The organism is Pseudoduganella umbonata (assembly GCF_014192225.1).
Lineage (GTDB): Bacteria > Pseudomonadota > Gammaproteobacteria > Burkholderiales > Burkholderiaceae_D > Rugamonas > Rugamonas umbonata.
This window is the reverse complement of sequence record NZ_JACHXS010000010.1, coordinates 17,398-42,522: the sequence shown is the minus strand read 5'-3', so window position 1 is coordinate 42,522 and position 25,125 is coordinate 17,398. Positions and strand designations below refer to the sequence as shown.

The window sequence follows — 25,125 nt, the reverse complement described above, 5'->3', positions numbered from 1 at the left end:
AGTGGGAGTCAACTGAATGGCGGCATTCCGTTATGAAGCGGTCGACGCGGGCGGCGCCACGAAACGAGGCGTCGTCAACGCGGACAGCGCGCGCGCCGCGCGTGCCGACCTGCGTGCCAAGGGACTCGTACCGATCAAGGTGGATACCATCACGGCGCAGGTGGATGCGAGCGGTACCGCCACGCGGCGCGGCCTGGGCGAAAAGCTGTCGACGACCGAGCTGGCGCTCTTCACGCGCCAGCTGGCCAGCCTGCTCGAAGCCGGCCTGCCGCTGGAGCAGTCCTTCACCGCGCTGCTGGAACAGGCCGAGCGTCCCTATGTGCGCGACCTGATCGCATCGATCCGCTCCGAAGTGATCGGCGGTGCCGCGCTGTCGGACGTATTGAAACGCCACCCGCGCGACTTCGCCGAGATCTATCGCGCGCTGGTCGCGTCGGGCGAGCAGATCGGCCAGTTGTCGCGCGTGCTGTCGCGGCTGGCCGACTACATCGAACGGCGCAATGCGCTGGTGCAGAAAGTGCGGCTGGCGTTCACGTATCCGGCCATCGTCACGGTGGTGGCGTTCGCGATCGTGATCTTCCTGCTCACCTACGTGGTGCCGCAGATCGTGTCGGTCTTCTCGAATACCAAGCAGAAGCTGCCGCTGCTCACGGTGATCATGCTGGCGGTATCGGACTTCGTGCGCAACTACGGGCTGATCGTGCTGGTATTGCTGATCGGCGCCTGGTTCGCGTGGCGCCGCGCGCTGCAGAACATCGCGCTGAAGACGCGCTGGCACACGTGGCTGCTGACCGCGCCGCTGTACGGCAAGTTCGAGCGCAGCCTGAACACGTCGCGCTTTGCCAGCACGCTGGCGATCACCACCGGTTCCGGCGTGCCGATCCTGCGCGCGCTGGAAACCAGCCGCGATACGCTGTCGAACGTGGCCATGCGCCAGCTGGTGGAAGAGGCCAGCGATGCGGTGCGCGAGGGCGTGAGCCTGGCGCGGGCGCTGTCGGCACAGAAGCACTTCCCGCCGATGCTGATCCACATGATCCGCGCCGGCGAGATCACCGGCGAGCTGCCCGCCATGCTGGAACGCGCCGCCGCCGCGCAGGAAGCGGACCTGGAGCGGCGCACGCTGACCATCGCCGGGCTGCTGGAGCCGGCGCTGATCCTGGCCATGGGCGTGGTCGTACTGCTGATTGTGCTGGCCGTGCTGATGCCGATCATCGAGATCAACCAGCTGGTGCGCTGATGGCCGCCGCGAGATATTTACCGGAGTTCGAATGAACCGTTTGCCGCATCACCTCCCCGCCATTGCCACCCTGGCAGCCGTGGTGGCGCTGACCGCGTCCACCGCCTACTGGAGCCTGCAATTGTTCAAGCCGCAGCAGCGGCAGATCGCCGTGGTGCCGGTGCAGGAAACGCCGCCGCCGCCGGTCGATGCGGCGCTGGGGCTGTTCGGCGGCCAGGCCACGGTCGCTACCGCCAGCACATACGAATTGCGCGGCGTGGTGGCTGCCCGCGGCGGCCGCGGCAGCGTGGCCATCATCGCCACCAGTGGCGATACGCCGAAGGCCTACCCGGTCGGCAAGGAGGTGGCGCCGGGTGTCACGGTCCAGGACGTCCAGCCGCGCTATGTGACGCTGCTGGACGGCGGCGTGCAAAAACGCCTCGACCTGCTGCCGGACGCCGGCGTGTCGTCGACCACCGCCGCGCCGTTGCCGCCCGTGAACCGCGCCGCGCCGCCACCACCGGCCTCGATGCCCACGCCACAGCCTTCCGTGTCGCCGCTGGTCACGCCACCGGCCGGCACGCCCGTCGGGCCAGCAGGCCAGCCTGCGCCGGTCTACACAGCGCCCGTGCAGCGGCCGACGACCGACCAGTAAAAAAATTGCCTGGAAAATGGGGTACGTCCCCATTTTCCAGGCAATAAAAAAACCGGTGTCTGACACCATTTCCTGTGGAAGTAGTGTCAGACACCGGTGTGCCTCGACGGTCCGTGGCGATTACTCGTCCGGATCCGGCTTCAGCCTGGCTTTCGCGATGGCGACCTTGGCGGCCTGGCGTTCGGCGGACTTGCTGCGTTCGTGCGGTCCGGCCGCGCGCGCCTTCGCCAGCCCCGCGAACGGGTTGCGCGGCTTGGAGAACGACTGCGACGGCTCGATGCGCAGGCGCATCTTTTGCCGGGTTGCCAGGGCCTTGTTTGCCATGATCGACGGTGCTTGGATTACAGGACGTACCTGGAAAGATCTTCGTTGACGGACAGCGCTTCCAGCCGCTGGTTCACATAGTCTGCATCGATGACGATGTGCTTGTCGCCCGCATCGCTGGCCGAGAACGAAATTTCTTCCAGCAGCTTTTCCATCACCGTGTACAGCCGGCGCGCGCCGATGTTCTCGGTGCGTTCGTTGACCTGGAACGAAATCTCGGCCAGCCGCGTGATGCCGCCCGGGGCGAATTCCAGCGTCACGCCTTCGGTGGCCAGCAGCGCGGCATACTGCAGCGTCAGGCACGCATCAGTGCTGGTCAGGATGCGTTCGAAATCGGCGATCGCCAGCGATTCCAGTTCCACGCGGATCGGGAAACGGCCCTGCAGTTCCGGGATCAGGTCCGACGGCTTGGCGAGGTGGAACGCGCCGGACGCGATGAACAGGATGTGATCCGTCTTGATCATGCCGTACTTGGTGTTCACCGTGGTGCCTTCGACCAGCGGCAGCAGGTCGCGCTGCACGCCGGCGCGCGACACGTCGGCGCCGCCGACTTCGGAGCGCGAGGCGATCTTGTCGATCTCGTCCAGGAACACGATGCCGTTCTGCTCCACGTTGTGGATCGCCTTCTGCTTCATCTCGTCTTCATTGACGAGCTTGGCGGCCTCTTCGTCGACCAGCAGTTTCAGCGCTTCGCGGATCTTGATCTTGCGGGACTTCTTGCGGTTGCCGCCCACGCCGGCGAACATCGACTTGATCTGCTCGGTCATCTCCTCCATGCCGGGCGGCGCCATGATCTCCATCTGCGGTGCCTGGTCGGCCAGTTCGATCTCGATTTCCTTGTCGTCGAGCTCGCCCTGGCGCAGGCGCTTGCGGAAGGTGTGGCGCGTGGAATCCTTTTCCGGCGCTTCCGCCGCGGTATTGTCACGGAAACCGAAGTCGCGCGGCGGCGGCACCAGGATATCGAGCACGCGGTCTTCGGCGGCATCCTCGGCGCGCGCACGCACCTTGGTCATTTCGGCCTGGCGCGTCTGCTTGATGCCGATATCGATCAGGTCGCGGATGATGGTTTCCACGTCGCGGCCCACATAGCCCACTTCGGTGAACTTGGTGGCCTCCACCTTGATGAAGGGCGCATCGGCCAGCTTGGCCAGCCGGCGTGCGATCTCGGTCTTGCCGACACCGGTCGGGCCGATCATCAGGATGTTCTTCGGCGTGATTTCATGGCGCAGCGGTTCCTCGACCTGCTGCCGGCGCCAGCGGTTGCGCAGCGCGATGGCCACGGCCTTCTTTGCCTTGCCCTGTCCGACGACGTGCTTGTCCAGTTCGCCGACGATTTCCTGCGGGGTCATGTTCATATGTGTTCCTGCTGTCATTGCGTGGTTGTCGATGTTGGCCTGATATTGGCCATCAATCCAGCGTTTCGATAATGTGCGACAAGTTCGTATAAATGCACAGTTCCCCCGCGATGGTCAGCGATTTTTTAACGATCTCGGCAGGGTTGAGCTCGGTATTCTCGAACAGCGCCTTGGCTGCCGACTGCGCGTACACACCGCCCGAGCCGATCGCGCCGATGCCGTCTTCCGGCTCCAGCACGTCGCCGTTGCCGGTAATGATCAGCGTCGATTGCGCGTCGGCGACCAGCAGCATGGCTTCCAGCCGGCGCAGCACGCGGTCGGTGCGCCAGTCCTTCGCCATCTCGACGGAGGCGCGCAGCAGGTTGCCCTGGTGTTTTTCCAGCTTCGCTTCGAAGCGGTCCAGCAGCGTGAAGGCATCGGCGGTGCCGCCGGCAAAGCCGCACAGGACCTTGCCCTGATACAGCTTGCGTACCTTGCGGGCCGAGCCCTTCATGACGATATTGCCCAGCGTTACCTGGCCATCGCCACCCAGTGCGACCTGGTTGCCGCGCCGGACGGAGAGGATGGTGGTGCCGTGAAATTGTTCCATAATTGCCTCAAGTGATGACGCCAGCCGCGAAAATGGGGTTGGATCAAAAAATTGCAAGGCGGATAAAAAACCAGTCAGTACCGGTGCGGCATCAGCCGTGCCACGCCACCATATCCCAGCAGCCGCGCCAGCGCCGCGATCATGTGGTTCAGCTCGCGAAACTCGATGCGCCGCTCCGGCCCGGCCAGCTGCTGCAGCAGCGCCAGCAGGTGGCCGGCCGCCACGTAGTCGATCCGCGCCAGCCGGGAACAATCGAATACCAGCGCAGGGCAATCGTCGGCATGGGCCCGGATGGCGGACCAGACTTCTTCGGCGTTGCCTTCGAGCGTGCGCGGCAGCAGGTAGCGGTCGGCGGCCGGCCCGGCGACCTGCCGAGGGGTGCTTGCCACCTTACCCGGCGGCGTGAACGGTGGCGGCGACACCTCGAACGTCACGCAGTAATCCATGCCCGCTTCGTCGAACTCTTTCTCGCGGTTCAGCAGGCGCAGCAGTTCAAGCATCAGCAGCCACGGTGCCGCGCTGTCGTCGCGCCGGCCGACGTCGACGATGGCGCGCACCTGCAGCAGCAGCTCGTCCACGCCGCCAAGGATCAGTTCGCGGCCGCGCTGCAGTTCGCGCAATGTGTCGTACAGCAGCGCGCAGCCGGCAGGTTCGACCGCGGTAACGCGGGAGAAATCCAGGCGCAGCACGGCGGCGCCTTCGGCAGCGGCACGCAGGTGGGCAATTTGCGCGCTGGTGGCGGCGTCGAGCACGCCGGCGAGCGTTGCGGACGGGGTGACACCGCTGCTGGCGGCGGCGTTGTCCGCCAGGGCCGGATTCCACGGCGGCGGCGATGTCTCGAAGGTACTGGCATAGTCGATCGACAGGCTGTCGAACGCTTCCTGCCGGCCGAGCACGCAGTACAGGTCGAACAGCATCCACCAGGCGGTGCGGTCGCCGGCCGGATCCCCGCGAACCGCGTCGGCCAGCAGGCGGCATGCGTCATCCGTTTCACCGTTGGCATACAGGATCGCCGCTTCCTCGACCGCCGGTGCGCTTTCGGCGGCAGCCGCCTCGACCGGAATATCGTCGTCTTCCAGCAGCTCGGTCACCGCGTCGTCGAGCGTGTGAGCGGCAGCATTGGCAGGGGCCGCGCTGCGCCGTTGCGGTCGGCGAAAGGCCGGCTCGTCGAACATGTCGGCAGCCATGGCGGCCTCGATCGCATCGATCTTCAGCACGGTGGCACGGGCAATATCGCGCTGCAGGTCCAGCTGCAGCTTTTGCTGCGCACTCAATGGCGACGCGTCGTCGCGGCGCTGCAGTTCGCTGTTGGCGGCCAGGCGCGCATAGGCCTCGTCCTCGTCGACGATCGGCTTGTCTTTGCGGAAGAGGGAAAAGAGTCCCATCGCGCTAGTGTAGCCCAGAGGAAAACATGAGCACGACACGGCAGGAAATAAAAAAGCATGCCGCGGCATGCTTTTTTATGGAAGGGTAACGGATCAGTCGCCGTACAGTTTCTGTTTCAGCTCACGCCTCTGCTGGGCTTCCAGCGACAGCGTGGCGGTCGGGCGGGCGATCAGGCGTGGAATGCCGATCGGCTCGCCCGTTTCTTCGCACCAGCCGTATTCGCCATTGTCGATCGCCACGATCGATTGCTGCACTTTCTTCAGCAGTTTGCGCTCGCGGTCGCGGGTGCGCAATTCCAGCGCATGCTCTTCCTCGATGGTGGCGCGGTCGGCCGGATCGGGTACCAGCACCGTTTCACGCAGGTGCTCGGTGGTTTCGCCGGCGTTTTTCAGCAGTTCTTTTTCCAGGGCTTGCAGCTTGGCCTTGAAGAAAGCCTGTTGCGCCGGATTCATGTAGTCCTTGTCGCTCATCGCGAGGATTTCTTCTTCGGTGAGGATAGGCGCTTCCGCGGGGGTCTTATTTGTTTTGGTCATGACTTCGCTTACCTTCGATACGACAGAGTTTTCAAATTCCAGCCGGGAGGCCGCATGGCCTGGACCGGACGCGGCCCCACAAAAACCGGGTTAGTTTATACCAGACATTGTTCCAAACCGCGAATAAAGATGTCTTTTGGCAGATTTTTGCCGATAAACACCATCTTGCTGCCGCGCACATCGTTCTCGCCCCATTTTGCCCCGAGGTCGCTGCCCATCAGCTGGTGCACGCCCTGGAAGACGACCTTGCGCTCGGCGCCCTGCATCCACAATACGCCTTTGTAGCGCAACATGCGAGGGCCATAAACGTTCACCAGGCCGCCCAGGAATTCGTCCAGTTTCGCCGAATCGAACGCTCGATCGCTTTTGAAGGCAAAGGCGGAAATGTCATCCGTATGGTGGGCGTGCCGGTGGCTCGGATGATCGCAATGGGCGCCATGTTCGTGGTCGTGATCATGGTGGTGCTCATGATCGTGCTCGTGTTCGTGCTCTTCCGCCGCCAGGAAGTCGGGATCGATTTCCAGCTTTTCGTTCAGGTTGAACCCCTTCAGGTCCAGTACCTCGGTGATCGGCGCATTGCCGAAATCCGAACGGCCGATCGGCGCACGCGGGTTGATGCGCTTCAGGCGCGCCGTCAGTTCCTCGATCGCGGCGGCGTCGACCAGGTCGGTCTTCGACAGCAGGATCTTGTCCGCAAACCCTACCTGGCGCTGTGCTTCCTCGTTGGCATCGAGCTGTTGCATCGCGTGGCGGGCATCGACCACGGTCACGATCGCATCGAGCAGGTAGTGGCTGCCCACTTCCTCGTCCATGAAAAAGGTTTGCGCGACGGGGCCGGGATTGGCCAGGCCGGTCGTCTCGATGACGACGCGGTCGAACGCGATTTCGCCGGCGGCGCGTTTCTTCGCCAGGTCCGACAGGCCGATAATCAGGTCGCCCCGCACCGTGCAGCAGATGCAACCGTTGTTCATCTCGACGATCTGTTCGCGGCTCTCCTGTACCAGGATTTCATTGTCGATGTTTTCCTGGCCAAATTCATTCTCGATCACGGCGATGCGCATGCCGTGCTGTTCGCGCAGGATGCGATTCAACAGCGTGGTTTTCCCGGCGCCGAGAAAGCCGGTCAGGATGGTGGTCGGAATCAGTGCCATGTCAGTTGCCAGAAAGGGTTGCCAAAATCAGAATCGGTCGATTATGCCGGAATTCCAATTATGCTGTCCAATCGCACAATTGGGTCCGGTCAGGCGCTGCCTTTACCGGTTTTGGCGCGCGGATGGGTCCTGTCATACACCTCGGCCAGGTGCTGGAAATCGAGTGCCGTATAGACCTGGGTGGACGTGATGCTGGCATGCCCCAGCATTTCCTGCACGGCCCGCAGGTCGCCGGAAGACTGCAGCACGTGGGAGGCAAACGAATGCCGCAGCATGTGCGGGTGCACGTGCACCGGCGCGCCGGTGGCGATCGCATGCCGCTTGAGCCGCATTTGCACGACCCGGGGCGACATCCTGCTGCCGCGCTCGCTCACGAACAGTGCGCCACTGCCGTCGGCCGGGGCAGGGCGTACGGCCAGCCAGGCGTCGATGGCCGCCAGCGCGGCCTTGCCGACCGGTACGCGGCGCATCTTGTTGCCCTTGCCGGTGACGACGACCTCGGCATTGTCCCGCTCGAGCCAGCCAGCCGATGCGCCCGCCGTCCCGCCTGCCTTGTGGAAGTGCAGATCGAGTCCGCACAGTTCGGATACCCGCAGGCCGCTGGAATAGAGCAGTTCAAACATCGCGCTGTTGCACAATTCGGCAGGCGTCGGCGCGGCAGCCTGGCGTACCGGCGTTGCGACCAGTTGCACGGCGTTGTCGACCGACAGCGCTTTCGGCAGCAACTTCGGCCGCTTCGGTGCCCGTACCCCTTCGACGGGATTGGCAGCCAGGCTGGTGTGTTCAGCCAGCCAGCCGAAAAAGCTGCGCCAGCCGGACAGCTTGCGGGCAATCGAGCGCGGCTGCTGGCCGCCGGCGTGCAGTTTCGCGGTGAAGCGGCGGATGTCGGCGTGGGTGATCGCTGTCCAGTCCTGCCCGCCGGACAGGCCGGCCAACGCGGCCAGTTCGGCCAGGTCGCGGCCATAGGCATCGATGGTACGTGCCGACAGCTTGCGTTGCGTGGCCAGGTGCCGCAACCATTCCGCGCCCCAGCCGGCATCGCCGCGCGGATCGCTCATGGTCAGGCCAGCAGCGGTGCCAGCGCGACGCTGGCTGTTTCGCCGATATGCACCAGGAAATCGGTGGCCATCAGCGATGTGAAGCGTTCCGCATCGGGCGAGCCCATGATCAGCAGGCCGAACGCGGGGCCGGTGGCGCCCGGCTGGCGCAGTGCCACGATGACGGCGGACTTGATCAAGCCGGCATCGTCGAGCCAGCGCACCGCTTCGAAATCGTTGTTGCTGCCGCAGTAAGGCGTGCGCAAGCCGTTGGCGAACAGGCGGGCATCGTCGGACACGCCGGCGGCGAACCATTTGTCCGTGTATTCGGGCGCGACACCGAACAGGCGCAGCGTGGCCGCCGGGACATTGAATTGCGCCTTCAGGCCTTCGGTGACGGCACGCGGCATGGCGGCCACGTCGCGCTCGCGCAGCAGCGACTGGTTCCAGCCGTGGAAACGGTTCGCGATGGCCTGGTTTTCCTGCGCATTGCGGTTCAGTTCGGAAAGGCGCAGTTCCAGCGCCTTGTAGCGCTCGCGCATGACTTCCATCTGGCGCTCCTGCAACGACACGGCACGGCCGGTCAGCGGACTGGACAGACGTATGTCACCCAGCAGGCTCGCATGTTCTTCAAAGAAATGGGGATGGTCTGCCAGGTATTGCGCGACAGCCGAGGAATCCAGGAGAGCGGTCATTGTTGTCACTTTTAATAAAGCAAGCAACATTCTACCCGACGGGCTGCCAAAAAAAGAACGCTCCGGAAAACCGCCCCGGAGCGCTGCTCCCTCGCACTTTGCTAAACCGAGACTGAACGACTAGAAATTGTGATGCACGCCCAGCGCGTAATGCTTGCGCGTGTCGTCGTTGGTGGCCGTCGCGACGAACGGGGCCTTTTTCACCGACAGGTCGACATACAGGTACGTACGCGGCGAGATGCTGTACTCATAGCCGACGGACGCCTGCTTGGTCTTGATCACGCCATCCGGATCCTTCTGGCCGTAGCCGACGATGAACTTGTTCACGCCGACCGTGTAGTTGGCGCCGACCACCCAGGCGTTGATATTCTCGTTGAACCACTGCGTGTGGCCCTGGTCCTGCCGCTGGTAGGACGCCATCAGTTTCAGGTCGGGGATCGGTTTGTACGATGCCGCCACCGACCACAGTTCCGTTTCGATGGCATTGCGTTCGGCGCCCAGCATGGCGGCGAACGGGCCATTGGTGTAGGTGGCGCTGACCGAGTACGGGTTGGCCGACGCCATCGCATTGGCCGCATATTGCGGTGCGGCGGCGGTGCCCTTGCCGATGACGACCGGGCCATTGTTGGCCTCTTTGGTGGCCACCGACACGTTGACCTGGAAGCCGCTCCACACCGGCGAGTTGTAGAACACGGCATTCGAGAAGCGGTTCAGCGAATTGCCGGTAACGCTCAGCGGGTCGCTGGTATAACCGGCGACGTGCAGGTCGGTCTGGTAGCCGGCCACGTTGGGCAGGCCGGACCATGGTTCGAATGCCACCGATGATTCCTGGTAGGCGGTCAGGCCGCGGCCGATGCGCACGGTGCCGAACGCGCCCTGCAGGCCGACGCGGCTCTGGCCCTGGAACAGCGGGCGCACATTGTTCTCCAGGGCACCTGTATCGGGATCGTAGCGAATCTCCAGCTGGAACAGGGCCTTCAGGCCATTGCCGAGATCTTCGACACCCCGGAAACCAAGCTTGTTGTTATCGCGCCGGGTCACCTGCGTGGCATCGTTGGCGACGTGCGTGGTGCGCTGAATGCCTGCGTCGATCGTCCCATAGATGGTCACGGACGACTGGGCTGCGGCGCCGCCGAAAGCGGCCGTCAGGGCCAGGGCAACCAAGGATTTCTTCATTTGTCGTTCCCTCTGTTCTGAATTGATGGGTTCAAGAAGCCAGCGGTGAATGCTCGTGAAACTGGACAGGTGCACAGTAGATCGTCTTGCCGTCCAGTTCCGCCGATTGGTCGATTGGCGGCACGAGTCTTGGTTGAAAGCGCCAAAACTTCGGATTCTTGTTGTATTTATAAAACGGTAGTTTTACGGTGTCATTTGTTAACCCGCGTCATGGAATCCTTTCATTGGTAAGGTATCTACGGGTAGCGTAGCCGGACCCCCGGTTGACCTCGTTTGCGCAACATCAAGCGAACATCAAGCGAAGTCAACCTGAAGTCAACTTTGTATGAGGCGTGCAACAGTTCGCTGGCTAAACTGTTCAGTTGCGCCGTTGTTTTACAACGAAAAAAAAGCGCCGCAGGCGAATGCCGGGATTGCCGGCCGCCGCGACAAGGCAGCTTTCTGGAGACCGACATGGCCAATCGTGAAGAGCTGGCAGTGATCCGGGGTGCGCGGTCGGGAGACCCTGGATGCCAATTGAAACTGGGAAAGCTTTACCTGGCCGGCGGTGCCGGCTTGCCGTGCAGTCCGCCCACTGCGCTGCACTGGCTGTCGCGCGCGGCAGCCGCCGGTATCGACGAAGCATGGATGCTGATCGGCCGCCACATCCCCTGGCAATATGCCAGCCACCATCGCGCCACATTGCTCGACTGGTATGCCCGCGCCAGCGATGCCGGCATCGTCCAGGCCGCCCTGACCCTGGGCCAGCTCGTGTTGCAGGAGCCGGCCGTCACCCATCCCGGCCTGTGCCAGCGGGCGCGGCGCGCGCTCGATGCGGCGGCGCGCGCCGGTTCGTCCGAAGCCGGCGTGCTGCTGGCGAAGTTGCGCCTGGCTGTCGCGGATCCGGCCCCGGGACCCGTGGTATTGCCGGGGCGCGGCGCCATCAAACCGCCGCCTGGCGAACCATCGATTCCCCTTGCCGCGGCGCTGCCGCTGGCACGCGCACTGCTCGCGCAGGCACCGGCCGATGGTGCCGCCTGGACGGGATCGGCCGCGGAAGCACGCCTGCTGTCACGCTGCGCGGAAGCATTGGCGCGGGAAGACGGTCCTGGTGACGAGGTGCAAAGGATGCGTGAGCTGGCCGCCACCGCAGGCGATCGCCACGCGCAACTGGCGCTGGGCCTGCAACTGGCGCGCATCGACGCGGAGGGCATGCGGCTGCCGAGCGGCTGCCCGGCCAGCTTCAAGCGGGCGGTACGCTGGCTCACGCTGGCCGGCGAGCAAGGCCTGGCCGAAGCGTGGTTCGCACTGTCGCGTATCTATGTGAAACCGGAATTCTCGCAACGCTGCGTGGGCGAGGCGCAAACCTGCCTGGAGCGGGCCGCCGTGCTGGGGCATGGCGCGGCGCAGCTCGAGTGCGGCTTGCAGGCATGGCGCATGCGGCGCAGCAACGACTGCAACGACGTGAAGGCCGCGTACTGGTTGCAAAAGGCGGCGGCACAACATTGCGCGCAGGCTGCCGAGGTGCTGATGCGGATCGCACCGGCGCCGGAGAAAACCGGCTGGGCCCTGGCGCTCTTGCCATTGGTGACGCGGGAACTGGCCAGCAGCCAGCCCCTGCTGGCGGCGCGGATCGAACTGGCCGCGCTGTTCGGGCTGACACGCGCCGAAGCGCTCTTGCTGGACGTGAAGGCAGCCGACCACGGCCATTGCCTCGTCGTCGATATCCGTGCCAGCTATGGCCGCGGGCGGCGCCGTCTGGTGCTGGTGGAAACCGCACGCCAGCGCCAGGCACTGGATCGCATCACGCGGCAATTCGAACAGGTCGACGCTGGCCTGGAGGGGAATTACCGGCAGCGGCTGTACCGCTTCAAGACGTGGCTGCAACTGGTTGAAGCAGGGAGCGAAGGCGGCGACCGCGCGCGCCTGGCCGCCTAGCCTCCCACTCGATCATCGCTGGATCATCGCTGGATCATCGGCTGGATCAGCGGCCAGCGCGTTCAGACCGTGATTTCGCCTTCGAACACGGTCACGGCGGGGCCGGTCAGGTAAACCGGTTCGCCTTCGCCAGCCCAGGCGATCGACAGTTCGCCGCCGCGCGCATCCACCCGCACCGGCGAATCGAGCAGGCCGCGGCGGATGCCCGCCACGACGGCCGCGCAGGCGCCGGTGCCGCAGGCCAGCGTTTCTCCGGCACCGCGCTCGAATACGCGCAGCCGGACATGCCGGCGGCTCACCAGTTGCATGAAGCCGGCGTTGACACGTTTCGGAAAGTGGGCGTGATGTTCGATCAGCGGACCGGTCAGCTCAACGGGCGCAGTATCCGCGTCCGGCACCACCTGCACCGCATGAGGGTTGCCCATCGACAGCACCGACACCAGCACGGTTTCCTTCTCGCCAGCCAGTTCCAGCACCAGCGGCCACAGCGTATCGTTGCCTTCCGGCCGGCCTTCCAGTCCTTCCGTATCGAACGGCACGAGGGCCGGATCGAACACCGGCGCGCCCATGTCCACCGTGACGCTGCCATCTTCTTCCAGGCGCGGGGCAATGATGCCGGACATCGTTTCGACGGCGATGCTGCGGCGTTCCGTCAAGCCTTTTTCGGCCACGAATTTTGCAAAGGCACGCGCGCCGTTGCCGCACTGTTCCACCTCGCCGCCGTCGTTGTTGAAGATGCGGTAGCGGAAGTCGCAGCTGGGGTTGGTCGATTTTTCCACGACCAGCAACTGGTCGGCACCCACGCCGAAGCGGCGGTCCGCCAGCGCTTTCCACTGCGCGGTCGTGAAGTCGATCTGCTGGTTGATGGCATCGATCACGACGAAGTCGTTGCCGGCGCCATGCATCTTGGTGAATTTGAGTTTCATCGCTTGTTTGAATAGAAGGACGGTTCGCCGTTCGGGCGGGTCTTGTAGCGCTTGTGAGTCCAGAAATATTCCGCCGGCGCTTCGCGCACCCGTTCCTCGATGAACTGGTTCATGCGGCGCGTGGCGGCAACCATGTCGGTTCCAGGATAATTGTCCCACACCGGATAGAACTTGACGCGCCAACCTTGATAATTCGGCAGGAAAGTCGCGATCACCGGCATCACCTGCGCGCCCGTGGTGGCGGCAATGCGGGCGGTGGCCGTCAGCGTTGCCGCCGGCACGCCGAAGAAGGGCACGAACTCGGCATCCTTTTCGCCGAAATCCATGTCCGGCAGCATGAAATAGGGCAGCCGGTCGCGCAGCGCGCGCAGGATCGGCTTGATGCCGTCCTGCCGCGTGAACAGCTTGACGGGCTTGAAGCGGGCGCGGCCTGCGCGCAGCACGGCATCGAACGTGGCGTTCTTCTGCGTGACGTACATCGACGAGGCGGAAGCTTCCATCGCGATCGACGCTCCGCCGACATCCAGGCACACGAAGTGCGGGCACAGCAGGATCGTCGGCTTTTCCGTCATCGCGGCCACCGGAATCTGGCCCGGCGGCATGCCTTCGCTCGTCTCGATGCGGATCAGGCGCCGCAAGCGCTGCTCGGATGCCCACCACAGCACCGCCCGCTCGAACACGCTGCGCGAATAGGCCTGGAAATGGCGGCGTGCCAGGTCGCGGCGCTGGTCTTCCGACAATTCCGGCATCGCCAGGCGCAGGTTGACCAGCGCGATCTCGCGGCGCGGGCCCATGACGATGAACAGCAGGCTGCCCACCGCCGTGCCGAAGCGGCCCAGCACCGGCAGCGGCAGCCAGTGCAGCAGCCACATGAAACCAAGCAGGATCTTCATGCGGCCTCCGCCGTGTTCGGTGCCGCCACGCCAGGCGGCACCTTGTAGCGGTTGTAGCTCCAGTAGTACTGGGCCGGGCAGCCGGCGATCAGCTGTTCCATCGCGGCATTGATCGCCCGCGCCTGTTGCGCGTTGTCGCCTTCCAGCGTGCCGGGGAACGGCACGAAGTGAATCAGGAAACCGCGCCCGCGCGGCAGCCGCTCGGCATAGGTCAGCACCACCGGCGCATCGCCGCCCAGCCTGGCCATCTTGGCCGGCAGCGTCATCGTGTAGGCGGGCCGGCCGAAGAACTCGGCCCACACGCCTTCGCCTTCCTGCGGCACCTGGTCCGGCAGGATGCCGACAGGCTTGCCCGACTTCAGGAACTTGGCCAGCATCCGCACGCCGGACAGGTTGGCCGGCGCCAGCAGCATCTGTCCGCGTGCACGCGCCACCTCCACCAGCGGCTTCATTGCCGCCTGCTTCGGCGGGCGGTACATCACCATGATCGGGGTATCGTGCGACACGCGTTGCGCGGTGATTTCAAAGCAGCCCAGGTGAGGCGTCAGGAACACGATGCCACGACCGGCGCGCAGGTGTTCTTCGACCAGCCCGTAGTTCTTGAGGAATACGCGGCGCGCAATGCGCTCTTCGGATGCCAGCCACACGAACGGCAGCTCGGCCACCGCCTTGCCGGCCTCGGCAACGGCCTGGCGCAGGTGTCCGGCATAGCCCGCACGGCCCATGTTGTCGCGCATGCGGCGGCGATACGAAGGTGACAACCCATAAACGAGCCAGCCCATGGCAGCGCCAATGCCATGCAGGACCGGCAATGGAAAGATGGAGAAAAAACGGAAAGTTCTTAACAGCATGTACAGGTTATTGACGGGTGGGGACAACAGTTCATGTAGCCGGTGCCCAAAATTTTTTGAAGAAGCGTAAAATACCACGTCAGCAGGAACCGCCGAGTTAACAGACAACTTGCGAGGCGGGATAAAAATATCGCTAAAGCGTCGCAAGCCATATGGGTTGTTGCGACAGTTTTTTTAATGCGAGTCTCAACGTCGAGTCTCGACAACCATAGGAACTTGCGATGCCTTCCATCGATTACCTCTTCACGTCCGAATCCGTTTCCGAAGGCCACCCCGACAAGGTCGCCGACCAGATTTCCGACGCGATTCTCGACGCGATCCTGGCCCAGGATCCGACCGCCCGCGTGGCCGCCGAAACGCTGTGCAATACCGGCCTCGTCGTGCTGGCCGGTGAGATCACTACCCACGCCAATGTGGATTATATTCAGGTCGCCCGGGAAACCATCAAAAGCATCGGCTACGACAATACCGAATACGGCATCGACTACAAGGGTTGCGCCGTGCTGGTGGCTTACGACAAGCAGTCGCCGGACATCGCCCAGGGTGTCGACGAAGGCGCCGGCATCGACCTGGACCAGGGCGCCGGCGACCAGGGCCTGATGTTCGGCTACGCCTGCGACGAAACGCCGGAACTGATGCCGGCCGCGATCTATTACTCGCACCGCCTGGTCGAACGCCAGTCGCAGCTGCGCAAGGATGGCCGCCTGCCGTGGCTGCGTCCGGATGCCAAGTCGCAGGTCACGCTGCGCTATGTGGATGGCCGCCCGGTGGCGGTGGATACCGTCGTGCTGTCGACCCAGCACGCACCGGAAATGCAGCACAAGCAGATCGAGGAAGCGGTCATCGAAGAGATCATCCGTCCGGTGCTGCCGAAGGAGTGGCTGAAGGATACGAAATTCCTGGTCAACCCGACCGGCCGTTTCGTCATCGGCGGCCCGCAGGGCGACTGCGGCCTGACCGGCCGCAAGATCATCGTCGACACGTACGGTGGCGCGGCCCCGCACGGCGGCGGCGCGTTCTCCGGCAAGGATCCGTCGAAGGTCGACCGCTCGGCCGCCTACGCCGCCCGCTATGTGGCGAAGAACGTCGTGGCCGCCGGCCTGGCGCGCCAGTGCCAGGTGCAGGTGTCGTACGCCATCGGCGTCGCCCGCCCGATCAATATCACGGTTTATACCGAAGGCACCGGTGTCATTCCGGACGAGAAGATCGCCGAACTGGTGCATGAGCACTTCGACCTGCGTCCGAAAGGCATCGTCCAGATGCTGGACCTGCTGCGCCCGATCTACCGCAAGACCGCCGCCTACGGCCACTTCGGCCGCGAAGAGCCGGAATTCAGCTGGGAACGCACCGACAAGGCCGCTGCCCTGCGCGCCGCCGCCGGCCTCGCGTAACAGCCGAATAAAAGTCGGGACAGACGCTGTTTTTGAGGCAATCTTGCCGGGAAAATGGTGTCTGTCCCCATTTTTCGGGTAACAAAACCGGATCGCTTATCCGGTTTTTTGTTATAGAATGCCTGTTCTCCGAGGAGCGTTGCGACGGATCAATCGAATCCGCCAGGCTCGGACACTTCTGCAACCGCGCTCACGTCAACTTTTTTCAACATGAAAGGAGGCGTGATGAACGCCGCACTCAAAGATTCCCAGGACTACATCATTGCCGACATCGGCCTGGCCGCTTGGGGCGAGAAAGAAATCAAGATCGCCGAAACGGAAATGCCTGGCCTGATGGCGATCCAGGAAGAATTCTCCGCTGCACAGCCCCTGAAGGGCGCCCGCATCACCGGTTCGCTGCACATGACGATCCAGACCGCCGTGCTGATCCGTACGCTGGAAGCGCTGGGCGCGCAGGTGCGCTGGGCTTCGTGCAACATCTACTCGACCCAGGACCACGCCGCTGCTGCCATCGCCGCCAAGGGCACGCCGGTATTCGCCGTCAAGGGCGAAACGCTGGACGAATACTGGGAATACACCCACCGCATCTTCGAATGGCCGGGCGATGGCGTGTACTCGAACATGATCCTCGACGATGGCGGCGATGCGACGCTGCTGCTGCACCTGGGCGCACGCGCCGAAAAGGATGCGTCGGTACTGGACAACCCGGGCTCGGAAGAAGAGATCTGCCTGTTCAACTCGATCAAGGCCCACCTGGCAAAGGATGCCACGTGGTATTCGAAGCGCTTGCCGCACATCCTCGGCGTGACGGAAGAAACGACGACCGGCGTGCACCGCCTGTACCAGATGCACAAGGAAGGCAAGCTGGCCTTCCCGGCAATCAATGTGAATGATTCCGTCACCAAGTCGAAGTTCGACAACCTGTACGGTTGCCGCGAATCGCTGGTGGACGGCATCAAGCGCGCCACCGACGTGATGATCGCCGGCAAGATCGCCGTCATCGCCGGCTATGGCGACGTGGGCAAGGGCTCGGCGCAAGCCATGCGCGCGCTGTCGGCCCAGGTGTGGGTGACCGAGATCGATCCGATCTGCGCACTGCAGGCCGCGATGGAAGGCTACCGCGTGGTGACGATGGATTACGCCGCCGAACATGGCGACATCTTTGTCACCTGCACCGGCAACTACCACATCCTCACCGAACAGCACATGCTGAAGATGAAGGACCAGGCGATCGTCTGCAACATCGGCCACTTCGACAACGAGATCGACGTTGCCGCGCTGAAGAAGTATCAGTGGGAAAACATCAAGCCGCAGGTCGATCACGTGATCTTCCCTGATGGCAAACGCATCATCCTGCTGGCCGAAGGCCGCCTGGTGAACCTGGGCTGCGGTACCGGCCACCCGTCGTACGTGATGAGCTCGTCGTTCGCGAACCAGACCATCGCGCAGATCGAACTGTTCCTGCACAAGGACAAGTACCCGGTCGGCGTCTACACGCTGCCGAAGCACCTGGACGAAAAAGTCGCCCGCCTGCAGCTGAAGAAGCTGAATGCGCAGCTGACCGAGTTGACGGCAGAGCAGGCCGCCTACATCAACGTCAAGGTCGAAGGCCCGTACAAGCCGGAACACTACCGCTATTGATGGGTACGAAGGCCGGCGGAAGCCGGCCTTTTTTTGCAACGCTTGCACTGTACTTCGCTGTTTTCCGCTTGAGGCTTTAAACACAATGCGTCTGGTCCTGACCTGGTTCATCAATGCCGTGGCGCTGTTCGCAGTGCCTTACCTGATGCATTCCGTCGACGTCACGAGCGTCGGCGCAGCCCTGATCGCGGCGCTCATCCTCGGGCTGGTGAACACGCTGATCCGTCCACTGCTGCTCCTTCTCACCTTACCCGTGACCGTCCTGTCGCTGGGCCTGTTCATCTTCATCGTCAACGGCTTCACGTTCTGGCTGGTGGCGCAATTCGTGGAAGGCTTCAACGTGACGAGTTTCTGGGCGGCGGTCGGCGGCGCACTGCTGTACAGCGTGATCTCCTGGGCCCTCTCTTCCCTGTTGTTGAAAGACGCCGATGGCTGACCATAATTTTAGTATCGAATTTTTCCCGCCGAAGACGGCGGAAGGCGCGGAAAAGCTGCGCGCCACGCGCGCCAAGCTGTCCGAACTGCATCCCAAGTATTTTTCCGTCACGTTCGGTGCCGGCGGCACCACCCAGCGCGGCACGCTGGAAACCGTGCTCGACATCATGTCCGCCGGCGAGCAAGCCGCGCCGCACCTGTCGTGCGTGGGCGGTACGCGCGAATCGATCCGCGCCATCCTGAACGAATACAAGTCGCACGGCATCAAGCGGGTCGTGGCACTGCGCGGCGACCTGCCCAGCGGCTATGGCGCGGCCGGCGAATTCCGCTATGCCAACGAACTGGTGGAATTCATCCGCGCCGAAACGGGCGACTGGTTCCATATCGAAGTGGCCGCCTATCCGGAAGTCCACCCGCAGGCAAAATCGCCGCAGACCGACCTCGATGCCTTCGTGCGCAAGGTGAAGGCGGGTGCCGATTCGGCCATCACGCAGTATTTCTACAACGCCGACGCGTACTTCCAGTTCGTCGACGCGGCGCAGAAAGCCGGCGTCACCGTGCCGGTCGTGGCCGGCATCATGCCGATCACGAACTACACGCAGCTGATGCGCTTCTCGGACATGTGCGGCGCCGAGATTCCCCGCTGGGTGCGCCTGAAGCTGGCCAGCTTCGGCGACGATACCGCGTCGATCAAGGCCTTCGGCCTGGACGTGGTCACGGCCCTGTGCGAGCGCCTGCTTGCCGGCGGCGCCCCGGGCCTGCACTTCTACAGCATGAACCAGGTGGCCCCGACGACGGCCCTGTGGCAGCGGCTGGTCAAGTAAATTGAAGCAACACCGGCAAAACCGGTGACAGGCACCTATTTCCGTGAAATGTTCCAGAAAAACAGGTGCCTGTCACCGGTGGTGGTTTTTTATGCTCACCCTTGCTCGGTGATGATTCGGTCCAGCGCGATGTCGTGCCCGTCGCTGCCGAACTCGGCGGCGAGGCAGGAGTAGGCGATGCCGACCGTCGCCGGCCGGGGTTCCTTTTCCAGCGTGCGGTCGTAGAAACCGCCGCCGTATCCCAGCCGGTAGCCTTGTCCATTGAAGCCCAGGCAGGGCACCAGCAGCGCCGGCGGATACGGCTCGATGCGCAGCGCGGCCGGTATCGCGATACCCATCGCATCCTTGACCAACGGTTCGCCGATCTGCCAGGCGGCGAAGTCCAGTGGCGCGTCGCGCTTCAGTACCACCGGCAGCAGCAGCCGCACGCCCAGGCGTGCCAGCTCGGCATAGGCGGAGTGCAGGTCGGGCTCGTCGCGCAGCGGCCAGTAGACGCCCAGTGCATCCACTTTTGCCGTGTGCCACCACTGCACGATGTGCCGGCAGATGTCGGCATCCCACCGGGCACGGGTTTCTGCCGGCAAGTTGCGCCGTTCAGCCAGCAATTGCTTGCGCAACGCAGCCTTTTCCGCCGCGGCCGTCTGTACGCTCGCGGGTGGTAGCCCTTCAGTCAGGCGTGTTATTCTAAGGTCGCTGGTCATGTCACTTTTTGAGAGTCGTATCTTGATTTCCCCGTCGAAATGGATAGCCGGCGTACTGCTCGCGATCGCCTGCGCCACCCCGCTCCTCGCCATCCCGCAAGACCTGGGCGACAGCCGCAAGGACGATGATGCGTTCCTGCTGCTGCGCGATTCCGTGCGCCGCAACGACGCGACAAAGGCCGAGTTCTACGCGGCACGGCTCGCCGACTACGCCATTCCGTCCTACGTCGACTATTATCGGCTCAAATCCCATTTCGTTGCCGCCACCTCGGGCGAGATCCTGGCCTTCCTGCAGCGCTATCAAGGCACGGCGATCGCCGACCGCCTGCGCAACGACTGGCTGCTGGAACTGGGCCGCAAGCGCGAATGGGCCATGTTCGACCAGCAGTTCCCGCTGTTCGTGCTGAAGGACGATACCCAGGTCAAATGCTACGGCTTGCTGTCGCGCCTGTCGAAAGGCGAGAACGTGGCCGCCGATGCCCGCGCGCTGCTGATCTATCCGCCGTATTACGGCGAGGGATGCAGCGCGCTGATCGCGTCGCTGGCGCAGACCGGCCAGTTCACCCAGGAAGACCTGTGGGCGCAGGTGCGCCTGGCCGGCGAAACGAAGGCCACCGGTGCGGCGCGCCGCACCATCATGCTGCTGAACGGTTCCGACGACAAGATCGCCCAGGCGATCGACGTGCCCGCCGTGGTACTGGCAAAGGGTGTCGGCAGCTCGAAGGCCGACCGTGAAGTATTCCTGGTCGCGCTGGGCCGCGCCGCCCGCACCAGCGTCAAGCTGTCCGTGCTGGCGCTGAGGAAAGCACTGCCGAGGCTGACGCCGCAGGAGCAGGCGATCGGCTGGGCCAATATCGCACTGCCGGCGTCGTACGTGGTGGATCCGGAAACTTCCGATTACTGGCGCCTTGCCGCCGGGGCGCCGCTGTCGATCGACCAGCACCAGTGGCGCATCCGCTATGCGCTGCGCGACGGTAACTGGCAACTGGTGCGCGACTACCTCGCGGCCATGCCGCCGCAACTGCGCCAGGATCCCACCTGGGTGTACTGGCAGGCCCGCACCTCCGTCGCGCTGGCCGGCGGCCAGATGACACCCGAGGCGCAGTTCCTGTACCAGAGCATCGCCGATCGCGAGGATTACTATGGCTTGCTGGCCGCCGAAGAGCTGGGCCGCACGGTCAGCATCCCGGCCCCGGGCGCACCGGTGACGGCGCAGGAAATCGCCGCGATCGCCGCCAACCCGGGCATCCGCCGCGCGCTGAAGTTCTTCGACATGCGGCTGCGCTTCGAAGGCCTGCGCGAGTGGAACTGGGAAGTGCGGCACCTGTCGGACCGCGAACTGATCGCCGCCGCCGAATATGCGCGCCAGCACCATATCCTCGACCGGATGGTGTACACCTCGGAGCGCACCCGCGCACTGGCCGACTACACGCACCGCTATCCGGCGCCGCACGATGAAATCATGCGCCCCACCACCTCCACCCTCGGTCTCGACCGCGCGTGGGTCTACGGCCTGATCCGGCAGGAATCGCGCTTCGTGATGAATGCGCAGTCGAGCGCGGGCGCATCGGGCCTGATGCAGGTGATGCCCTCCACCGGGCGCTGGGTGGCCAACAAGATCGGCCTGACGAATTTCGTGCAGGACATGCTGACCGACGTGCGCACCAACATCCTGCTGGGTGCCAACTACATGAACATGGTGCTCGGCAGCATGGACGGTTCGCAGGTACTGGCCACCGCCGCCTACAATGCGGGCCCCGGCCGGCTGCGCTCCTGGCGTTCGGCGCTGACGAAGCCGATGGATGCCACCATCTTCATCGAATCGATTCCCTACTCGGAAACGCGCGGCTACGTGAAGAACGTGATGACCAATGCGACCTACTATGCGGCGCTGTTCGAAGGCCGGCCGCAATCGATGAAGGCGCGGCTGGGCGTCGTCACGCCGAAGGGCTACAGCGAGAAGGACATGCGCGAGCCCGATCCGCGCGGCCAGGAATCGCAGCAGAACAGTTTCTCGAGCCGCTGATCCGGCGCGCTCCCTTACTTTTCCCGCATTTTCCACCCTCATGCAAACGATCGAACTCGACCCCACACTGACCCAGACCCTGGCCGCCGCGCGCCAGCCCGGCCTCACGCTCGTCATCGGCAACAAGAACCTGTCCTCCTGGTCGATGCGGCCGTGGGTGGCAATGACCGCTTTCGGCATCCCGTTCACCGAGGTGCGCGTCAAGCTGGACCGCCCGGAAACTTCCGGCGACATTGCCCGCTACACGCACAGCGGCCGGGTGCCCGTGCTGCTGGCCGGCGACATGACGATCTGGGACAGCCTGGCGATCTGCGAATACCTGGCCGAGCAGTTCCCGGACAAGCACCTGTGGCCGCAGGACGTGGCGGCGCGCGCCACCGCACGCTCGATCTGCGCCGAGATGCACTCCAGCTTCGCGAGCCTGCGCAGCACGATGCCGATGAATATCGGCGCCAGCCTGCGCGGCCAGGGCCGCACGCCGGACACGCAGGCGGATATCGGCCGGGTCAGCGAAATCTGGGAAGAGTGCCTGTGCCGCTTCGGCCACAACGAATTCCTGTTCGGCGAATTCTCCCTGGCGGACGCATTCTTCGCCCCGGTCGTCACGCGCTTCAATACCTATGGCGTGGCATTGCCGCCGGCACTGTCGGCCTACTGCGAGCGGGTCACGCGGCACCCGGCCGTGGCGCGCTGGATCGAGGAAGCCCGCGCCGAAGGAGCCCAGGCCGACGAAGCCGGGGGCGCGGCGGCCTGATGAAAACCTATGTCGTTGGCGGTGCCGTCCGCGATGAGCTGCTGGGACTGCCCGTCAAGGACCATGACCATGTGGTCGTCGGCGCCACGCCGGAGCAGATGGTGCGGCAGGGTTTTCGCGCCGTCGGCAAGGATTTCCCCGTGTTCCTGCATCCCGACACGCACGAGGAATACGCGCTGGCCCGCACCGAACGCAAGACCGCGCCCGGCTACAAGGGTTTCGTGTTCCACACGGCGCCCGATGTCACGCTGGAACAGGATCTGGTGCGCCGCGACCTGACGATCAACGCGATCGCCCGTGCCGGGGACGGCACGCTGACCGACCCGTTCGACGGCCGCGGCGATATCGCCCGCCGCGTGTTCCGCCACGTGTCGGACGCGTTTGCCGAGGATCCGGTGCGCATCCTGCGCGTGGCCCGCTTTGCCGCGCGCTTTACCGATTTCACGGTGGCGCCGGAAACCAATGCGCTGATGCGCCGCATGGTCGACGAGGGCGAAGTCGATGCGCTGGTGCCCGAGCGCGTCTGGCAGGAACTGTCGCGCGGCTTGATGGAACAGCGGCCGTCGCGCATGCTGCAGGTGCTGCGGGACTGCGGCGCGCTGGCGCGCATCGTGCCGGAACTGGATTGCCTGTGGGGTGTGCCGCAGCCCGAGAAATGGCATCCGGAGATCGATACCGGCATTCACCTGGAGCAGGTCGTCGATTACTCGGCGGGGCAAGGCTACGACTTGCCCGTACGCTTTGCCGCGCTGCTGCACGACCTGGGCAAAGGCGCCACGCCATCCGCGAAATGGCCGGCCCATCACGGCCATGAAGGCCTCGGCGCCGCCCTGGTGAAGGACGTGTGCGCGCGCCTGAAGGTGCCGACCGAGTGCCGCGACCTGGCGGTGCTGGCAGCCCGCGAGCACGGCAACGTGTCGCGTGCGCTGGAACTGCGCTGCAACACGATCGTCAAGCTGTTCGAACGCAGCGACGCGTTCCGCAAGCCGGCCCGTTTCGTCCAGCTGCTGCAGGTGTCGGAATGCGATGCGCGCGGACGGGAAGGGGTGAACGCTTCCTTCCGCGATGCGCCGTTCCCTCAGCGCGACTACCTGGAACGGGCACTGGCCGCCGCGCGCGGCGTCAACGCCGGGGAAATCGCCCAGGCGTGCACCGAACAGCCCGAACGCATTCCGGAGCTGGTGCGCGAAGCCCGCGTGCGCGCGGTGCGCGAGGCGCTGGCCCGGCCTGACGAGCCCGAGGAAGCAGACAACATGGATACGAGCGAAGCCGACAAACGCGGCAGCGCCGGAGCACGCTGATGCCGCGGCTGAACCTGTTCCGCAACCCGCTGCACAAGTGGCTGGGCCGTCCCGAGCCCCGACCGACGATTCCCGTCAAGGAATTGCGCGAACGGGACCGGCGCCGCATGCTGAAGCATTTCCTGCAGATCGAAGGGCGCGACCGGCTGCTGCGCTTCGGCTCGCCCATCACGGACGAGCAGGTCACGAAGTATGTGGACAGCATCGACTTCGACCGCGACATCGTGTTCGGCGTGTACAACCGCGTATTCCGGCTGGTTGCGGTCGGGCACCTGGGATTCGCGGAACGGCAGCCGGAAAAGGACGGCGTCACGGAAAAAGACCGCGTGGCCGAATTCGGCGTGTCGGTACTGAAATCGGCGCGCGGACTGGGCATCGGCTCGAAGCTGTTCGAACGGGCCGCGATCGTCTGCCGCAACCACGATGTCGACACGCTGACCATGCACTGCCTGTCGTCGAACCAGATCATGATCCACATCGCCAAGAAGGCGGGCATGGAAATCCACCGCGACTATGGCGAGGCGGATGCCTACCTGAAACTGGGCCCGGCCGATCCGGCCAGCGTGCTGCAGGAAGCGATGCAGGAACAGCTGGCCACCATCGATTACGCGCTGAAGGCCAACGTGCGGCGTGCCGCCAAGCTGTGGGACATGCTGCCGGGGCGCGGCAAGAAGGAGTGACGCCGCCGGCAGGGGGGGCGTTACATCGGCCTGCCCCTTGTACCAGCCTACTGTTATACCAGCCTGCTTTAGACCAGCCTGCTTTAGACCAGCCTGCTTTAGACCAGCCTGCCTTAGACCAGCGGCAGCGCCGTCGTATCCTTTATTCTCTGCAGGGCAAAGCTGGACTTCACGTCCAGCACGGCCGGATGCCGCAACAGGGTGGCCATCATGAAGCGCGAGAAGTGGTCCATGTCTTCCACGTGCACGCGCAGCAGGTAGTCCATTTCGCCCGTCATCGCATAGCACGCCACCACTTCCGGCCACCCTTCCACGGCCACGGCGAAATCCTCGCGCGGCGACACAGTACCCGGCAGCGCGCCCAGCGCCCTGGCCGTGCTGTGCGCCACCGCGGCGGCATCGCTGTGCTTTTCCAGACGCACATTGACATAGGCCAGCAGGCCCAGGCCGATCTTGTCCGGATCGAGCAGCGCCACGTACTGGCGGATCACGCCTTCCTCTTCCAGCCGCTTGATACGGCGCAGGCACGGCGAAGGCGACAGGCTGACCTGCTCGGCCACGTCCTGGTTCGACAGGCGGCCGTCCTCCTGGAGGATGGACAGGATTTTACGGTCTGTCTTGTCCAGCGCGATCTTGGTCATAATCTCCTCTTGGCATGCTTGGTAACG

General features: G+C 64.3%; 25 protein-coding genes and 1 riboswitch. Of the genes, 11 read left to right on the top strand and 14 right to left on the bottom strand.

Annotated elements, in window-relative coordinates:
• The first annotated feature begins 16 nt into the window (after positions 1–16).
• Complete coding sequence (gspF, locus tag FHS02_RS22650) at positions 17–1,237, top strand: type II secretion system inner membrane protein GspF (protein ID WP_137315668.1); 1,221 nt, start codon at positions 17–19, stop codon at positions 1,235–1,237.
• Between the two features lie 31 nt (positions 1,238–1,268).
• Positions 1,269–1,871 (top strand): type II secretion system protein N, encoded by a 603-nt coding sequence (locus FHS02_RS22645; RefSeq protein WP_137315669.1) that lies wholly within the window; start codon positions 1,269–1,271, stop codon positions 1,869–1,871.
• A gap of 120 nt (positions 1,872–1,991) precedes the next feature.
• Here the strand turns inward: FHS02_RS22645 and FHS02_RS22640 are convergent, their stop codons facing one another.
• The 9 genes from FHS02_RS22640 to FHS02_RS22600 form a co-directional block, all read right to left on the bottom strand.
• Positions 1,992–2,195: a hypothetical protein gene (locus FHS02_RS22640; protein WP_137315670.1), complete on the bottom strand. Its 204-nt coding sequence runs from the start codon at positions 2,193–2,195 to the stop codon at positions 1,992–1,994.
• A gap of 17 nt (positions 2,196–2,212) precedes the next feature.
• Entirely contained in the window at positions 2,213–3,550 is a 1,338-nt protein-coding gene (hslU, locus tag FHS02_RS22635) for an ATP-dependent protease ATPase subunit HslU (protein WP_137315671.1), read from the bottom strand.
• 52 nt (positions 3,551–3,602) lie between these two features.
• A complete protein-coding gene (hslV, locus tag FHS02_RS22630) occupies positions 3,603–4,139 on the bottom strand; it encodes an ATP-dependent protease subunit HslV (RefSeq protein ID WP_137315672.1) in 537 nt (178 codons plus the stop codon).
• A 74-nt stretch (positions 4,140–4,213) separates the two neighbouring features.
• Positions 4,214–5,524, bottom strand: coding sequence for an STAS domain-containing protein (locus FHS02_RS22625; protein WP_137315673.1), 1,311 nt, complete (start codon positions 5,522–5,524; stop codon positions 4,214–4,216).
• 93 nt (positions 5,525–5,617) lie between these two features.
• Positions 5,618–6,058, bottom strand: coding sequence for an RNA polymerase-binding protein DksA (gene dksA, locus FHS02_RS22620; protein ID WP_137315674.1), 441 nt, complete (start codon positions 6,056–6,058; stop codon positions 5,618–5,620).
• A 95-nt stretch (positions 6,059–6,153) separates the two neighbouring features.
• Positions 6,154–7,209 carry a CobW family GTP-binding protein gene (locus FHS02_RS22615; protein WP_137315675.1) on the bottom strand — a complete coding sequence of 352 codons (1,056 nt, stop codon included), beginning with the start codon at positions 7,207–7,209 and terminating at the stop codon, positions 6,154–6,156.
• Between the two features lie 89 nt (positions 7,210–7,298).
• Positions 7,299–8,267 (bottom strand): tyrosine recombinase XerC, encoded by a 969-nt coding sequence (gene xerC / locus FHS02_RS22610; protein WP_137315676.1) that lies wholly within the window; start codon positions 8,265–8,267, stop codon positions 7,299–7,301.
• A gap of 2 nt (positions 8,268–8,269) precedes the next feature.
• Positions 8,270–8,941 (bottom strand): DUF484 family protein, encoded by a 672-nt coding sequence (locus FHS02_RS22605; protein ID WP_137315677.1) that lies wholly within the window; start codon positions 8,939–8,941, stop codon positions 8,270–8,272.
• Positions 8,942–9,061: 120 nt separating this feature from the next.
• Positions 9,062–10,117: a porin gene (locus FHS02_RS22600; RefSeq protein WP_137315678.1), complete on the bottom strand. Its 1,056-nt coding sequence runs from the start codon at positions 10,115–10,117 to the stop codon at positions 9,062–9,064.
• A gap of 516 nt (positions 10,118–10,633) precedes the next feature.
• Between FHS02_RS22600 and FHS02_RS22595 the strand changes: the two genes are divergently transcribed.
• On the top strand, positions 10,634–12,034 hold the full coding sequence (locus tag FHS02_RS22595) for an SEL1-like repeat protein (RefSeq protein WP_307722164.1): 1,401 nt from the start codon (positions 10,634–10,636) through the stop codon (positions 12,032–12,034).
• Positions 12,035–12,096: 62 nt separating this feature from the next.
• On the opposite strand, the gene dapF is transcribed toward FHS02_RS22595, so the two are convergent.
• Genes dapF through FHS02_RS22580 form a run of 3 tightly spaced genes read right to left on the bottom strand, consistent with a single transcriptional unit; the run spans position 12,097 to position 14,704 of the window.
• Positions 12,097–12,960 (bottom strand): diaminopimelate epimerase, encoded by an 864-nt coding sequence (dapF, locus tag FHS02_RS22590; protein ID WP_137315680.1) that lies wholly within the window; start codon positions 12,958–12,960, stop codon positions 12,097–12,099.
• Positions 12,957–13,853 carry an LpxL/LpxP family acyltransferase gene (locus FHS02_RS22585; RefSeq protein ID WP_137315681.1) on the bottom strand — a complete coding sequence of 299 codons (897 nt, stop codon included), beginning with the start codon at positions 13,851–13,853 and terminating at the stop codon, positions 12,957–12,959. Before FHS02_RS22585 ends, dapF begins: the two co-directional genes overlap by 4 nt.
• A complete protein-coding gene (locus tag FHS02_RS22580) occupies positions 13,850–14,704 on the bottom strand; it encodes a lysophospholipid acyltransferase family protein (protein ID WP_137315682.1) in 855 nt (284 codons plus the stop codon). The genes FHS02_RS22585 and FHS02_RS22580 overlap by 4 nt, the downstream gene beginning before the upstream one ends.
• A gap of 221 nt (positions 14,705–14,925) precedes the next feature.
• Here FHS02_RS22580 and metK point away from each other — a divergent pair, with 221 nt between their 5' ends.
• The 4 genes from metK (at position 14,926) to metF (ending at position 18,995) form a co-directional block, all read left to right on the top strand.
• Positions 14,926–16,095 carry a methionine adenosyltransferase gene (gene metK / locus FHS02_RS22575; protein WP_137315683.1) on the top strand — a complete coding sequence of 390 codons (1,170 nt, stop codon included), beginning with the start codon at positions 14,926–14,928 and terminating at the stop codon, positions 16,093–16,095.
• A 125-nt stretch (positions 16,096–16,220) separates the two neighbouring features.
• Positions 16,221–16,294: riboswitch (S-adenosyl-L-homocysteine riboswitch) on the top strand.
• 26 nt (positions 16,295–16,320) lie between these two features.
• Entirely contained in the window at positions 16,321–17,736 is a 1,416-nt protein-coding gene (gene ahcY / locus FHS02_RS22570) for an adenosylhomocysteinase (RefSeq protein WP_137315684.1), read from the top strand.
• 85 nt (positions 17,737–17,821) lie between these two features.
• Complete coding sequence (locus tag FHS02_RS22565) at positions 17,822–18,172, top strand: phage holin family protein (RefSeq protein ID WP_137315685.1); 351 nt, start codon at positions 17,822–17,824, stop codon at positions 18,170–18,172.
• Complete coding sequence (gene metF, locus FHS02_RS22560; protein WP_137315686.1) at positions 18,165–18,995, top strand: methylenetetrahydrofolate reductase [NAD(P)H]; 831 nt, start codon at positions 18,165–18,167, stop codon at positions 18,993–18,995. The genes FHS02_RS22565 and metF overlap by 8 nt, the downstream gene beginning before the upstream one ends.
• A 95-nt stretch (positions 18,996–19,090) precedes the next feature.
• Here metF and FHS02_RS22555 read toward each other — a convergent pair whose 3' ends face one another.
• A complete protein-coding gene (locus FHS02_RS22555) occupies positions 19,091–19,696 on the bottom strand; it encodes a 5-formyltetrahydrofolate cyclo-ligase (RefSeq protein ID WP_137315687.1) in 606 nt (201 codons plus the stop codon).
• A 22-nt stretch (positions 19,697–19,718) separates the two neighbouring features.
• Here FHS02_RS22555 and FHS02_RS22550 point away from each other — a divergent pair, with 22 nt between their 5' ends.
• Genes FHS02_RS22550 through FHS02_RS22535 form a run of 4 tightly spaced genes read left to right on the top strand, consistent with a single transcriptional unit; the run spans position 19,719 to position 24,457 of the window.
• Positions 19,719–21,722 (top strand): lytic transglycosylase domain-containing protein, encoded by a 2,004-nt coding sequence (locus tag FHS02_RS22550; protein WP_229422308.1) that lies wholly within the window; start codon positions 19,719–19,721, stop codon positions 21,720–21,722.
• 40 nt (positions 21,723–21,762) lie between these two features.
• Positions 21,763–22,476: a glutathione S-transferase family protein gene (locus tag FHS02_RS22545; protein ID WP_137315689.1), complete on the top strand. Its 714-nt coding sequence runs from the start codon at positions 21,763–21,765 to the stop codon at positions 22,474–22,476.
• Positions 22,476–23,777, top strand: coding sequence for a multifunctional CCA addition/repair protein (locus FHS02_RS22540; protein ID WP_137315690.1), 1,302 nt, complete (start codon positions 22,476–22,478; stop codon positions 23,775–23,777). Before FHS02_RS22545 ends, FHS02_RS22540 begins: the two co-directional genes overlap by 1 nt.
• A complete protein-coding gene (locus FHS02_RS22535; protein WP_137315691.1) occupies positions 23,777–24,457 on the top strand; it encodes a GNAT family N-acetyltransferase in 681 nt (226 codons plus the stop codon). Before FHS02_RS22540 ends, FHS02_RS22535 begins: the two co-directional genes overlap by 1 nt.
• Before the next feature lie 113 nt (positions 24,458–24,570).
• On the opposite strand, the gene FHS02_RS22530 is transcribed toward FHS02_RS22535, so the two are convergent.
• Entirely contained in the window at positions 24,571–25,098 is a 528-nt protein-coding gene (locus FHS02_RS22530) for an Lrp/AsnC family transcriptional regulator (RefSeq protein WP_137315692.1), read from the bottom strand.
• Positions 25,099–25,125 lie beyond the last annotated feature (27 nt).

What these genes read in the sequence shown, in the direction of transcription:
- gspF (WP_137315668.1), top strand. Translation starts at nt 17, where the DNA reads ATGGCGGCATTCCGTTATGAAGCGGTCGACGCGGGCGGCGCCACGAAA.
- FHS02_RS22645 (WP_137315669.1), top strand. Translation starts at nt 1,269, where the DNA reads ATGAACCGTTTGCCGCATCACCTCCCCGCCATTGCCACCCTGGCAGCC.
- FHS02_RS22640 (WP_137315670.1), bottom strand. Translation starts at nt 2,195, where the DNA reads ATGGCAAACAAGGCCCTGGCAACCCGGCAAAAGATGCGCCTGCGCATC.
- hslU (WP_137315671.1), bottom strand. Translation starts at nt 3,550, where the DNA reads ATGAACATGACCCCGCAGGAAATCGTCGGCGAACTGGACAAGCACGTC.
- hslV (WP_137315672.1), bottom strand. Translation starts at nt 4,139, where the DNA reads ATGGAACAATTTCACGGCACCACCATCCTCTCCGTCCGGCGCGGCAAC.
- FHS02_RS22625 (WP_137315673.1), bottom strand. Translation starts at nt 5,524, where the DNA reads ATGGGACTCTTTTCCCTCTTCCGCAAAGACAAGCCGATCGTCGACGAG.
- dksA (WP_137315674.1), bottom strand. Translation starts at nt 6,058, where the DNA reads ATGACCAAAACAAATAAGACCCCCGCGGAAGCGCCTATCCTCACCGAA.
- FHS02_RS22615 (WP_137315675.1), bottom strand. Translation starts at nt 7,209, where the DNA reads ATGGCACTGATTCCGACCACCATCCTGACCGGCTTTCTCGGCGCCGGG.
- xerC (WP_137315676.1), bottom strand. Translation starts at nt 8,267, where the DNA reads ATGAGCGATCCGCGCGGCGATGCCGGCTGGGGCGCGGAATGGTTGCGG.
- FHS02_RS22605 (WP_137315677.1), bottom strand. Translation starts at nt 8,941, where the DNA reads ATGACCGCTCTCCTGGATTCCTCGGCTGTCGCGCAATACCTGGCAGAC.
- FHS02_RS22600 (WP_137315678.1), bottom strand. Translation starts at nt 10,117, where the DNA reads ATGAAGAAATCCTTGGTTGCCCTGGCCCTGACGGCCGCTTTCGGCGGC.
- dapF (WP_137315680.1), bottom strand. Translation starts at nt 12,960, where the DNA reads ATGAAACTCAAATTCACCAAGATGCATGGCGCCGGCAACGACTTCGTC.
- FHS02_RS22585 (WP_137315681.1), bottom strand. Translation starts at nt 13,853, where the DNA reads ATGAAGATCCTGCTTGGTTTCATGTGGCTGCTGCACTGGCTGCCGCTG.
- FHS02_RS22580 (WP_137315682.1), bottom strand. Translation starts at nt 14,704, where the DNA reads ATGCTGTTAAGAACTTTCCGTTTTTTCTCCATCTTTCCATTGCCGGTC.
- metK (WP_137315683.1), top strand. Translation starts at nt 14,926, where the DNA reads ATGCCTTCCATCGATTACCTCTTCACGTCCGAATCCGTTTCCGAAGGC.
- ahcY (WP_137315684.1), top strand. Translation starts at nt 16,321, where the DNA reads ATGAACGCCGCACTCAAAGATTCCCAGGACTACATCATTGCCGACATC.
- FHS02_RS22565 (WP_137315685.1), top strand. Translation starts at nt 17,822, where the DNA reads ATGCGTCTGGTCCTGACCTGGTTCATCAATGCCGTGGCGCTGTTCGCA.
- metF (WP_137315686.1), top strand. Translation starts at nt 18,165, where the DNA reads ATGGCTGACCATAATTTTAGTATCGAATTTTTCCCGCCGAAGACGGCG.
- FHS02_RS22555 (WP_137315687.1), bottom strand. Translation starts at nt 19,696, where the DNA reads ATGACCAGCGACCTTAGAATAACACGCCTGACTGAAGGGCTACCACCC.
- FHS02_RS22545 (WP_137315689.1), top strand. Translation starts at nt 21,763, where the DNA reads ATGCAAACGATCGAACTCGACCCCACACTGACCCAGACCCTGGCCGCC.
- FHS02_RS22540 (WP_137315690.1), top strand. Translation starts at nt 22,476, where the DNA reads ATGAAAACCTATGTCGTTGGCGGTGCCGTCCGCGATGAGCTGCTGGGA.
- FHS02_RS22535 (WP_137315691.1), top strand. Translation starts at nt 23,777, where the DNA reads ATGCCGCGGCTGAACCTGTTCCGCAACCCGCTGCACAAGTGGCTGGGC.
- FHS02_RS22530 (WP_137315692.1), bottom strand. Translation starts at nt 25,098, where the DNA reads ATGACCAAGATCGCGCTGGACAAGACAGACCGTAAAATCCTGTCCATC.